We start from the raw sequence: 11,289 nt of genomic DNA, 5'->3' as shown, positions 1-11,289 counted from the left end.
CGACAAGAATGACCGAAACTGACACCACCGTGACAGAGACGACGGAGAGCGCCCAGGCGCCTGCGCCGTTGACCCCCGAGGAGATCAAGGTCCTCGAGGATCTCGAAGAAGCGATGCGTGACGTCGTGGACCCCGAACTGGGCATCAACGTCGTCGACCTGGGTCTCGTGTACGACATCAAGATCGACGACGAGGAAATCGTCACGATCGACATGACGCTGACGTCGGCGGCCTGCCCGCTGACCGATGTCATCGAGGATCAGGCGCGGGGTGCGCTCGTTCGCAGCGGCCTGTGCTCGGACCTGAAGATCAACTGGGTCTGGATGCCGCCGTGGGGCCCGGACAAAATCACCGACGACGGTCGTGAGCAGCTCAGGGCACTCGGCTTCACCGTGTAGCGACAGACCCCTCAAACACAGAGCTCCCACAAACAGAGCTCACGGAGCAGGAAGTACTCAGGCGCCCTTGCGTGCCTGAGTACTTTTGGCGGCAGTCTTCTTGGCTGCCGCCTTTTTTGCGGGTGCCTTCTTGGCTGTGGCTTTCTTGGCCGGCGCTTTCTTTTCGGCCGTCTTCTTCGCGGGTTCCGAGGAACCGCCGGAACTCTTCGCGTTCTTGCCCGCGGCTTCGACACTCCGCTGTAGCGCGGCGACCAGGTCCACCACCTCGGCGTCCTCACCGTCGTCGGACGACGATTCGTCGGTCTGAATCACCTTCTCGCCACCGTTGGCGATCGTGTCGTCGATGAGTTTTCGGAGTTCGATCTGGTAGTCGTCGGTGAACTCGGTGGGATCGAAATCCGACGACATGCTTTCCACCAGCGACGTCGCCATCTTGACTTCCTGTGGGCGCGCGTCGGGGGCGTCTTCGAGCGACGGGAACTCGGCGGCGCGAACCTCGTCGGGCCAGAGCAGGGTCTGAATCACCAGTACGTCGTCGCGTACGCGCAGAGCGGCCAAACGCGTCTTCTGCCGGAGAGTGAAGTGCACGAGCGCTGTTCGCTCGGTTTCCAGCAAAGTCTGGCGCAGCAACACGTAGGCCTTGGGGGACGACGAATCGGGTTCGAGAAAATAACTCTTGTCGAAGAGAATCGGATCGATCTGGTCCGTCGGAACGAACTCGAGCACGGGTATCTCGTGTTTCTCCGCGGCAGGCAATTTGTCGAAGTCCTGGTCGGTCAGAATGACGCGTTCCCCGTCGGGAGAGTCGTAGGCCTTGTCGATGTCCGCGAACTGCACCGAGTTACCGCACTCCGAACACACCCTGTCGTACTTGATGCGGCCGCCGTCCTTCGCGTGCACCTGGTGGAACCTGATGTCGTGTGTCTCGGTCGCCGAGTAGACCTTCACCGGGACGTTGACGAGCCCGAAGGCGATCGATCCCTTCCAAATGGAACGCATGGGGTTCATGATTCACGAGATACGTGCGTCAGTCGACCCCAATGGGCAGAAAACTATCGGCCTGCAACTGTTCGCGCAATGGCAATCCTGGCCGCGGTGGGCAGCGTCGGAAACATGCGGGTCATCGCCAGTGCGGTGCCCTTCGGATCTGCCCGACCGGACAGGTAGGCGCGCTGCAGCGGAACCGGCAGATCGAAGAAGCTCGCGAAGAAGTGTGGAACGAGCTCCGGTTCGAGTCCGAGGGCGGTTCGAAGTCCGAGGTTGCGCAGCTTCTGAACCGCCCAGATCGACAGCGAGCCCATGCGCTCACCTCGCCCGATGAAGTCGACCACCTCGTCCGCGGCGCTGAGCGAAGCCGCGACACTGTAGCCGGTGGCAGGATGCATCATCGACGACCTGGCTCCGAAACGAACCACTCCACGTTCGGCGCCGTTCCCCGGTGGCGGCTGGACGGGAAATCGGACCCGCTCGACCGGCTCGGCGCCCGAGACGATCACCCCTCTGTTCCGCAGCCGAGTCCGCAGGCGCTCTTCGAGGACAGCGAAGCTCAGTGCCGGCCGTCCCACCAGGCAGGTCTCCTCGAGCAATACGGTCTCGGCGTCGAGTGACACCGCGTAGAGAAAGCTGGGGACATCGGTCGGTGCCGCACCGTTGTCGCGGCGCCAGTCCATGAACCACGCGTCGACGCCGTCGAGCGCGGGCGATGCGACATCTCTCGGCACCATGATGCCGAACGCTGTCTGTTCGGCGAGGCCCACCTCGCCGATCGTTCCACGAGCGTCGACGACCGTTCCGGCGCGTAATACCGTGCCGTCGGCGAGGGTCACCGAATGCGCGCTGACGGACTCGGCGTGTGCCTGCACCTCCTGCACGCCCTCGGACCGGAGACTGCGCTGCAGCGCAGGCGTGTCGAGTACGCAATACGGCCGTTCGATCGACAGGCGAGCCGTGGTGAACACGGTGGGGCTCGACGTTCTGGTGGCCACGACGTCGGGGGACAGCCACCCTGGAAGCTCGTCCGACCACGCGGAGTAGGTCGGCGTCCACGCCCTCTCGGGATGGGGGTCCACAGCGATCACCGTCATGCCCGCCGCAGATGCTCGCGTACTCAGCGCACGACCGGCCGGCCCGAGTCCGATCACCACGACATCGGCGGAACGAGAGGCGTTCACAGCCCTCCGGTGGCCAGGAGACCTCCGTCGATCCGCACGGTCTCGCCGGTGATCCACGACGATTCGTCCGATACGAGAAACGCGACCAACGACGCCACGTCCTCGGGGACTCCCAAACGCCTCAGCGGGTACGCGGCCGACGCGGTGTCCTCGCCGCCGGCGACCAGTGCTTCGGCGAACTTCGTCTTCACCACACCGGGGGCGACCGCATTGACGCGAATTGTCGGTCCCAGCTGCCAGGCAAGTTCCTCGGTCAACCTGATCAGTGCGGCCTTCGACGCCCCGTACGCCGCGATGACACCGGTCGACCGGATACCGGCGACACTGGCGAGGTTGACGACGGCGCCGCCGTGCTCCTTCATCCAGGCTCGGTACGCCTCCTGCACGAACCCGAGAGTCGCGACGACGTTGGTGTCGAAGATCTTCTTGACGCCTGCGAGGTCCGCTTCCATCAACGACCCGTACACCGGATTGATGCCGGTGTTGTTGACCAGAATGTCCAAGGACCCGAGTTCGGCGACGGTCCGATCGACTGCGTCTCGACGGGAATCCGCGTCACCTGCGTTACCGGCGATGGTCAGCACCTTCGCGCCGTCGGGTGCCGCGGCCTGCAGCTCGCCGGCGGCGTCGGCGAGCGGTTCCGGTTTGCGGGCGGTGATCGCAACGTTCGCACCGCGCCCGAGCAACTCGGCGGCGATTGCCTTGCCGATTCCCCGGCTGGCGCCGGTCACCAGAGCGGTTCTTCCGGTCAGATCCTTGCGTGGTGCAGTGTTCGCGGCTGTCATGGGCGAGACGTTACCGGTGTCACTGTCGCGGGTGGTCGGAGCACGCCGTGCGACGGTCTAAAATGAGTGGTTGCTCTGTCTTCGAGTCCTCGCCGTGCACATGGTGCGGGGAACAACCGATCGACTTGCATGCCCTGTTGTCTTCCCAGTCCAAGGAGCCCACGCGTGATCACCGCCACCGACCTCGAAGTTCGTGCCGGTGTCCGCACGTTGCTCTCGGCGCCAGGACCAGCCCTTCGCGTACAGGCCGGCGACAGGATCGGGCTCGTCGGTCGTAACGGTGCAGGCAAGACCACGACCTTGCGCATCCTGGCCGGCGAGGGCGAGCCGTACGCGGGCTCCGTCGTGCGTACGGGTGAGCTGGGCTATCTACCGCAGGACCCGAAAGAGGGAGACCTCGACGTTCTCGCGAAGGATCGAGTGCTGTCCGCGCGCGGACTCGACACGCTGCTGCACAAGATGGAGAAACAGCAGGCGTTGATGGCCGAGACGGCCGACGAGGATCGCCTGGACCGCGCGGTACGCAAGTACGGCGAGCTCGAGGAACGATTCGCTTCGCTCGGCGGCTACGAGGCCGAGAGCGAAGCTGCCCGAATCTCCAACAGCCTGGGGTTGCCGGATCGCATCCTCGGCCAACCGCTCCGCACGCTGTCCGGAGGACAGCGCCGTCGCGTGGAGCTCGCCCGCATTCTGTTCGCCGCGTCGGACGGCAGCGGCGGCCGCTCCACCACCACACTTCTGCTCGACGAGCCCACCAACCACCTCGACGCCGATTCGATTACGTGGCTCCGCGGTTTTCTGCAGAACCACGAGGGCGGGCTGATCGTGATCAGTCACGACGTGGAACTGCTCGGCGACGTGGTCAACCGTGTGTGGTTCCTCGACGCGGTGCGCGGCGAAGCGGACATCTACAACATGAACTGGAAGAAGTACCTCGACGCGAGGGCAACGGACGAACAGCGTCGTCGCCGCGAACGTGCCAATGCGGAAAAGAAGGCGGGTGCCCTACGCGTCCAGGCCGCCAAGATGGGCGCGAAAGCCACCAAAGCCGTTGCAGCGCAGAACATGGCGAAGCGCGCTGACAAACTGTTGGCCAATCTGGACGCCGAGCGGGTATCGGACAAGGTTGCGCACATTCGCTTCCCGGAGCCCGCGCCCTGCGGAAAGACTCCGCTGATGGCCAAGAACCTCACGAAGATGTACGGATCCCTCGAAATCTTCGCCGGCGTCGATCTCGCCATCGACCGAGGAAGCCGTGTGGTGGTACTCGGGCTGAACGGCGCAGGCAAGACAACTCTTCTCCGTATCCTCGCCGGCACGGAGAAAGCCGACACGGGCGACATCGAACCGGGCCACGGCATGCGCGTCGGATATTTCGCTCAGGAACACGACACCCTCGACGACAACGCGTCGGTGTGGGAGAACATTCGGCACGCGGCTCCGGACACGGGCGAGCAGGAACTTCGTTCGCTGCTCGGTGCGTTCATGTTCACCGGCCCTCAACTCGAGCAGCCCGCGGGGACTCTGTCCGGCGGTGAGAAGACCCGTCTGGCACTGGCTGGTCTGGTCTCGTCGGCGGCGAACGTACTTCTGCTGGACGAGCCCACCAACAACCTCGATCCGATCTCGCGCGAGCAGGTGCTCGACGCCTTGCGGAGTTACAAGGGTGCCGTCGTGCTCGTCACGCACGATCCGGGTGCTGCCGAAGCGCTGTCACCGGAACGCGTCATTCTTCTTCCCGACGGCACCGAGGATCACTGGTCACAGGAGTACCTGGAGCTGATTCAGCTCGCGTGATCGAGTTCGACGCGTTCGGCCATGCCGCGCGTCCTCTGTCCTCTACCCTGAATCCGCGGGGGAATTTCGGTGAGCGAGCACATTCGTGGCTGACTGGAGGATCCCATGGCCAAGGAACGAGCCCGAAAGTCCACGTACGTGAAAGGTGCTCGTATAACCGGGGATTCGCGTGATCGATTGCAGTCCTCGCTGAAGGAGCAATACGAGGCCGGGGCGAGTATTCGATCTCTGGCCGTGCGAACGGGCAGATCGTACGGGTTCGTGCACAAGGTGCTGGGGGAGTCCGGCACCGTCCTCAGATCACGCGGCGGGCCCAACCGAAAACCCGCAGTGCGTCGTCTCCCGGGGTGAGTCGGGTAGCACTCGATCAGCCGGCGGTGTCGGGCTTGCGAACCGATTCCTCGACGAGGTCGAGCACCGCAGCAAGATTGTGACCGTCCTGACCGGATGCGATTCGCGCGACCAGGCCGTCGAGCACCAGATCGAGGTACTCGACCATGACGTCCGGCGCGACGTCGTCCCGTAGGCGGCCGGCTGTCTTCTGCCGCTCCAAGCGGGCGAGCGTGGCGTCCGTCAGTTCGGCGGACTGTTGAGACCAGCTGTTCCTGAACTCGGGATCGGTGCGCAGGCGTCGGGCGATCTCGAGCCTCGTTCCCAGCCATTCGAACCGATCCGGCTCCTCCAGAATGTCGCGCATGACCTGGACCAGACCTTGGCCGGCGGCGACCTCGGCCATACGGCGAGCGTCTTCCCGCGCGAGAGCCAGGAACAGACCGTCCTTGTCCTTGAAGTGATGGAAGATCGCGCCGCGGGAGAGGCCGGTGGCCTCTTCGAGACGTCGAACGGTGGCACCTTCGTAGCCGAACTCACCGAAGCACCTGCGTGCGCCGTCGAGAATCTCGCTGCGCCGCGCGGCCAACTGGTCTTCACTGACCTTGGGCACGTGCACGCCTCCTTCGTCGGACTGCCGGTGCGCACGGACGGTGCGCACGGGGGACCTGCTGGCAAGCGCAGAACGCGCACGAGCACCGCAGTCGCCGGGCGTGAGCCCGACGCGTGGTGGTCGTGCGCGTTCTGCTGTCCTGGTCGGTGATGGAACCTCCAGGGATCGAAATCCAGTGGCGTCTAGCCGCGGATCATGTTGCGCAGCACGTACTGCAGGATGCCACCGTTGCGGTAGTAGTCCGCCTCGCCGGGGGTATCGATGCGCACCACTGCGTCGAACTCGACCTTGGTTCCGTCGGTCTTGGTGGCTGTGACAGCCATGGTCTTCGGCGTCACGCCCTCGTTCAGCTTCTCGACGCCGACGATGTCGAACGTCTCGGTACCGTCGAGCTTCAGCGACTTCGCGCTTTCGCCTGCCGGGAACTGCAGCGGAACGACGCCCATACCGATGAGGTTGGAACGGTGGATTCGCTCGAACGACTCGGTGATCACGGCCTTGACACCGAGAAGCGAGGTGCCCTTGGCAGCCCAGTCACGCGACGAGCCCGAACCGTACTCCTTGCCGCCGAGGACGACGAGAGGAATGCCTGCAGCCTGGTAGTTCTGCGACGCGTCGTAGATGAACGCCTGCGGACCGTCTTCCTGCGTGAAGTCGCGGGTGTATCCGCCCGAGACGTCGTCGAGGAGCTGGTTCTTCAGGCGGATGTTCGCGAAGGTTCCGCGAATCATGACCTCGTGGTTACCGCGGCGCGATCCGAGCGAGTTGTAGTCCTTGCGCTCGACGCCGTGGGAGTCGAGGTACTGGGCTGCAGGTGTACCGGCCTTGATGGGACCTGCCGGGCTGATGTGGTCGGTGGTGACCGAGTCGCCGAGCAGTGCGAGGACGCGGGCGCCCTTGATGTCCTTGACCGGAGCCGGCTCCATCTCCATGCCGTCGAAGTACGGCGCCTTGCGAACGTAGGTGGAGTTCGGGTCCCACTCGAAGGTGTCGCCCTCGGGGGTCGACAGGTTCTGCCAGCGGCTGTCCCCGGCAAAGATCGTTTCGTAGGACTTGCTGAACATGTCCCGGCTGATCGCGGACTGGATGGTCTCCTCGATCTCCTGCGAGGAGGGCCAGATGTCCTTCAGGTAGACGGGATTGCCCTCGTGGTCGGTGCCGAGCGAATCGGACTCGAAGTCGAAGTCCATGGTGCCCGCGAGGCCGTAGGCGATGACGAGAGGAGGCGACGCGAGGTAGTTCATCTTCACGTCGGGGGAGATGCGACCCTCGAAGTTGCGGTTGCCCGACAGCACAGCAGTGACCGAGAGGTCGTTGTCGTTGATGGCTTTGGAGATCGGCTCGAGCAGCGGGCCGGTGTTACCGATGCACGTGGTGCATCCGTAACCGCCGAGGTAGTACCCGAGCTTCTCGAGGTAGGGCCACAGCCCTGCCTTCTCGTAGTAGTCGGTGACGACCTGCGAACCGGGTGCCATGTTGGTCTTGACCCACGGCTTCGTGGACAGGCCCTTCTCGACGGCGTTGCGCGCGAGCAGTGCGGCGCCGAGCATGACGGACGGGTTCGAGGTGTTGGTGCAGGACGTGATGCCTGCGACGACGACCGCACCGTGATCGAGCACGAATTCGCCTGCTTCGTCGGTGACGACGCGCACGGGCTTGCTCGGGCGTCCCTCGGAGCCGTACGCGGCCGACTGGACGTCGACTGCTCCGTCGTCGGCGAAGGACAGCGTCGCCGGGTCGGACGCGGGGAAAGACTCCTCGATGGCCTCGTCGAGCTGGGTGTGGTCCGTCGGGTAGTTCTCCTCCACGTAGTTGTGGATGTCCTTGCGGAAGGCCACCTTCGAGTCCGACAGGAGGATGCGGTCCTGCGGGCGCTTCGGTCCGGCGATCGACGGAACGACGTCGCTCAGGTTCAGCTCGATGTATTCGGAGTACACCGGCTCCTTGTCCGGATCGTGCCACATGCCCTGTTCCTTGGCGTACGCCTCGACGAGTGCCAACTGCTCGTCGCTGCGGCCGGTGAGGCGCAGGTAGTTGATGGTTTCCTCGTCGATGGGGAAGATCGCCGCGGTGGAACCGAACTCGGGGCTCATGTTGCCCAGGGTCGCGCGGTTCGCCAGCGGAACCTCGGAGACGCCCTTGCCGTAGAACTCGACGAACTTGCCGACCACACCGTGCTTACGGAGCATCTCGGTTGCAGTGAGCACGACGTCGGTAGCGGTCACGCCTGGCTGGATCTCGCCGGAGAGCTTGAAGCCGACGACGCGGGGAATGAGCATGGAGACGGGCTGGCCCAGCATGGCCGCCTCGGCCTCGATGCCGCCGACGCCCCAACCGAGCACGCCGAGGCCGTTGACCATCGTGGTGTGCGAGTCCGTGCCGACACAGGTGTCGGGGTAGGCCTGGCCCTTGCGGGTCATGACGGTGGGGGCGAGGTACTCGATGTTGACCTGGTGGACGATGCCCATGCCGGGGGGGACGACCTTGAAGTCGTCGAACGCGCCCTGGCCCCAGCGAAGGAACTGGTAGCGCTCGCCGTTCCGCTCGTACTCGAGGTCGACGTTGCGCTCGAGCGCGTCGGCGCGACCGAAGACATCGAGGATGACCGAGTGGTCGATGACCATGTCGGCAGGCGAGAGCGGGTTGACCTTGTTCGGGTCGCCGCCGAGAGTGGTCACTGCTTCACGCATGGTTGCGAGGTCGACGACGCAAGGAACGCCGGTGAAGTCCTGCATGATGACGCGGGCGGGGGTGAACTGGATTTCGATGCTCGGGTCGGCCGAGGGGTCCCACGACGCGATCGAACGGATGTGGTCGGCGGTGATGTTGGCACCGTCTTCGGTGCGGAGGAGGTTCTCCGCGAGAACCTTCAGTGCGTAGGGCAACTTCTCGGCGCCAGGGAGGGCTGACAGGCGGAAGATCTCGTAGGAGTTGTCTCCGACTTCGAGGGTGCCCTTTGCACCGAACGAATCATTACTGGCGGTCACTTCAGCTCCACTCGTCTTGAGGCACACCGCCGACGGGGCTGTGTCGACGGTTGAAGCGAGACGCACCTCGCAGGCATGTGCCGCTGGCTTGTTCGTCTCGCGGTCGAGTCTAACAGTACGCTTGTCCTGTTGAAAACGAAGGGCAGCCTACATTGCTGGTCGACGGCCCTCGACAGTCGATCTTCGTCCAGCGAACCTGGCTACGCAATGCAGGGGAACCTCACTCGCAGGCGAGTCTCCCGGTAAGTCGCGAACCCGTCGGCCGGGGCGTCACGTAGTGTTCGTTCGTCGAGCGCGCTCCGATCACTCACAACGTCGGAAACGCCCGTGACCCCGAATGTGACGGGGCGCTCGACCGTCCCGACGCAGCTAGTGAACTGGAACCTTTCTGATGCCTGTACCCGGTCTTGCCTTCACGCCGATGTCGGCCGACGTACCTCCCGGCGTCGACGTCGACACGATCGTCGCGGAAGTCGCGGCGACCGGCGTCAGTGCACCGGCTTCGATCGAGAGCCGACTCGAGTCCGCAGTGGACCGCGCCGAGGAACACGGCATCGATCTGTCCATCGTCGTGGTGGAGGACAACCCGCGGCACGACTCGCAATTGCGCGATCTCGCCACTGCCGTCGGCGCCGAGGACGGCGGGACAGTCTTGGTGCTGAGTCCGAATCAGGTGGGCTCGTTCAGTGACAGTGTCAGCCGAGTCGTTCTCGAAGCCGGTCAAGACCGCACGTACACCGGTGATCCTGTGGTCGCCGCGGACAACTTCGTCGACACCCTGATCGAGCCGAGTGCACCCTGGACCGCAATCACTGCCGTCATTCTCGTCGTGGTTGCCGGTGCGTCCGCGGCCACCGCCTGGGTCAAGATCAAGCGGCGGCGATCGGCGGCCGACACGCCCTCGTCGACGGCCCCTCGGGCCTGACGGTCACCCTCTCCGAGGGTTGCTCGCGCAGCGCGCGAAAAAGTCGAAAAAAATGTTTCGGGCGAACGCCCGAGTTCAGCGCGTTTTCACAGCTGAAATCACAAATGTGTCATTTGTGACTGGAGTTTCCTTAGTGCTCAAAGTGTCGTACGGTGCCTTTGGCACTGCTGGGGAAGGAGTGTCGCAGAGGGCAGAGGTGTATCCGAGTTGCCTCGGGTGTCCGATGCTTCGGGTGTGACCGGCGTGGTCTGCATCTGACGTGGTGCTGCGTGCTCTCTCCCTGCCCGGCGGAACGACGAGGACATCTGGGGAAGGCTGTCCAGCCGGTCCGACCGGCGTCGGCTGCTTCCTTGTGAAGCGGTCGCGAGCGCCGGGACCGAGGGAGACTTTTTGTGAGGCGTCGAGCTGATCGCGGCATTCGCCGTGGAGCGTTCTCTGCCACTGCACGACTACTGGTCGGGTCCGGACTGGTGATAGCGCTGCTCGGTGCCGTGTCCGGCACCGCCGCGGCGGTGCCACCACCTCCGCCGAATCCGTCCGACTCGGACATCGCCGCTGCCGGCACACGGGTGGAGCAGCAGCTCGGTGCGGTCGGTGAACTGATCAACCAGGTAGCCGCAGCCAATCAGCAACTTGCTCAACTCGACGCCGATGTCGCGATCAAACGCGAGGACGTGAACCGGGCGCTCGTCGACCTGCAGAATGCCCGTGATGCTGCCGACGTCGCCGCGCAACTGGTCGGCGTCGCACAGCAGGCACTCGCCGACGCAGGTACACAGATTCAAGCTGCTCAAACCAAGTTCAACGATTTCGCGGTGTCGAGCTACACGCAGGGCACGGGCGTGGCATCGATCTCGTCGTTCCTCGGGTCGACCGGGCCGGACGATGTACTCGACCGAGCGCAGGTTCTCAAGGTGTTGTCGTCCAGCCAGAATGCGGTTCTCGACGGCTTGCAACGTGCACGCACCGAGCAGGCGAACAAGGATTCCGCCGCCCGTGAGTCCAAGCAGCAGGCAGACGCCGCTGCCAGCGACGCGGAGAACAAGAAGGCCGCGGCGGAAGACGCCATTGCCACCGCGCGTGCAGCCCTCGCCGCCCAGGCCGAGCAGAAGACGGCCATCGAGGCTCAACGCGATTCCGCGCAGTCACAATTGGACTCCGCGCGATCCGAGGTCGCAGGATTGGAGGGCCAGCGCGACGCGTACTCCGCATGGGAGCAGCAGAAGGCGGCCGAGGACGCCGCAATCGCGGCAGCTGCAGCCGCCGCGCGCGACGCAGCCGTA

General features: G+C 64.5%; 10 protein-coding genes. 5 read left to right on the top strand and 5 right to left on the bottom strand.

Going from position 1 to position 11,289, the window contains the following annotated elements; all coding sequences use genetic code 11:
• Positions 1 to 8: 8 nt before the first annotated feature.
• Positions 9 to 398, top strand: a complete 390-nt coding sequence (locus BH95_RS05285) for a metal-sulfur cluster assembly factor (RefSeq protein WP_019666336.1) — start codon at positions 9 to 11, stop codon at positions 396 to 398.
• Between the two features lie 57 nt (positions 399 to 455).
• Here BH95_RS05285 and ku read toward each other — a convergent pair whose 3' ends face one another.
• Genes ku through BH95_RS05270 form a run of 3 tightly spaced genes read right to left on the bottom strand, consistent with a single transcriptional unit; the run spans position 456 to position 3,354 of the window.
• Positions 456 to 1,397 (bottom strand): non-homologous end joining protein Ku, encoded by a 942-nt coding sequence (ku, locus tag BH95_RS05280; RefSeq protein WP_033189749.1) that lies wholly within the window; start codon positions 1,395 to 1,397, stop codon positions 456 to 458.
• 53 nt (positions 1,398 to 1,450) lie between these two features.
• The gene (locus BH95_RS05275; RefSeq protein WP_037181314.1) at positions 1,451 to 2,569 is read right to left on the bottom strand and encodes a lycopene cyclase family protein; all 1,119 of its coding nucleotides are present in this window, start codon (positions 2,567 to 2,569) and stop codon (positions 1,451 to 1,453) included.
• A complete protein-coding gene (locus BH95_RS05270; protein ID WP_019666333.1) occupies positions 2,566 to 3,354 on the bottom strand; it encodes an SDR family oxidoreductase in 789 nt (262 codons plus the stop codon). Before BH95_RS05270 ends, BH95_RS05275 begins: the two co-directional genes overlap by 4 nt.
• Positions 3,355 to 3,519: 165 nt before the next feature.
• Between BH95_RS05270 and BH95_RS05265 the strand changes: the two genes are divergently transcribed.
• Entirely contained in the window at positions 3,520 to 5,151 is a 1,632-nt protein-coding gene (locus BH95_RS05265) for an ABC-F family ATP-binding cassette domain-containing protein (protein ID WP_019666332.1), read from the top strand.
• A gap of 105 nt (positions 5,152 to 5,256) precedes the next feature.
• Complete coding sequence (locus BH95_RS29425) at positions 5,257 to 5,502, top strand: helix-turn-helix domain-containing protein (RefSeq protein WP_020110102.1); 246 nt, start codon at positions 5,257 to 5,259, stop codon at positions 5,500 to 5,502.
• A 16-nt stretch (positions 5,503 to 5,518) separates the two neighbouring features.
• Here BH95_RS29425 and BH95_RS05255 read toward each other — a convergent pair whose 3' ends face one another.
• Together BH95_RS05255 and acnA are read right to left on the bottom strand one after the other, a co-directional pair.
• Positions 5,519 to 6,094: a TetR/AcrR family transcriptional regulator gene (locus BH95_RS05255; RefSeq protein WP_026348001.1), complete on the bottom strand. Its 576-nt coding sequence runs from the start codon at positions 6,092 to 6,094 to the stop codon at positions 5,519 to 5,521.
• A 182-nt stretch (positions 6,095 to 6,276) separates the two neighbouring features.
• Positions 6,277 to 9,081: an aconitate hydratase AcnA gene (gene acnA / locus BH95_RS05250; protein ID WP_026348000.1), complete on the bottom strand. Its 2,805-nt coding sequence runs from the start codon at positions 9,079 to 9,081 to the stop codon at positions 6,277 to 6,279.
• Positions 9,082 to 9,472: 391 nt separating this feature from the next.
• Between acnA and BH95_RS05245 the strand changes: the two genes are divergently transcribed.
• Together BH95_RS05245 and BH95_RS29420 are read left to right on the top strand one after the other, a co-directional pair.
• The gene (locus tag BH95_RS05245) at positions 9,473 to 10,006 is read left to right on the top strand and encodes an Rv1476 family membrane protein (RefSeq protein WP_019666329.1); all 534 of its coding nucleotides are present in this window, start codon (positions 9,473 to 9,475) and stop codon (positions 10,004 to 10,006) included.
• A gap of 392 nt (positions 10,007 to 10,398) precedes the next feature.
• Positions 10,399 to 11,289: coiled-coil domain-containing protein (locus tag BH95_RS29420; RefSeq protein WP_371828307.1), on the top strand; the 891-nt coding region annotated here is incomplete at its 3' end.

Source organism: Rhodococcoides fascians A44A, from assembly GCF_000760735.1.
Taxonomy (GTDB): Bacteria; Actinomycetota; Actinomycetes; order Mycobacteriales; family Mycobacteriaceae; genus Rhodococcoides; species Rhodococcoides fascians_E.
Note: the sequence above shows the minus strand (reverse complement) of the source record. Positions and strands in the feature narration are given on the sequence as shown.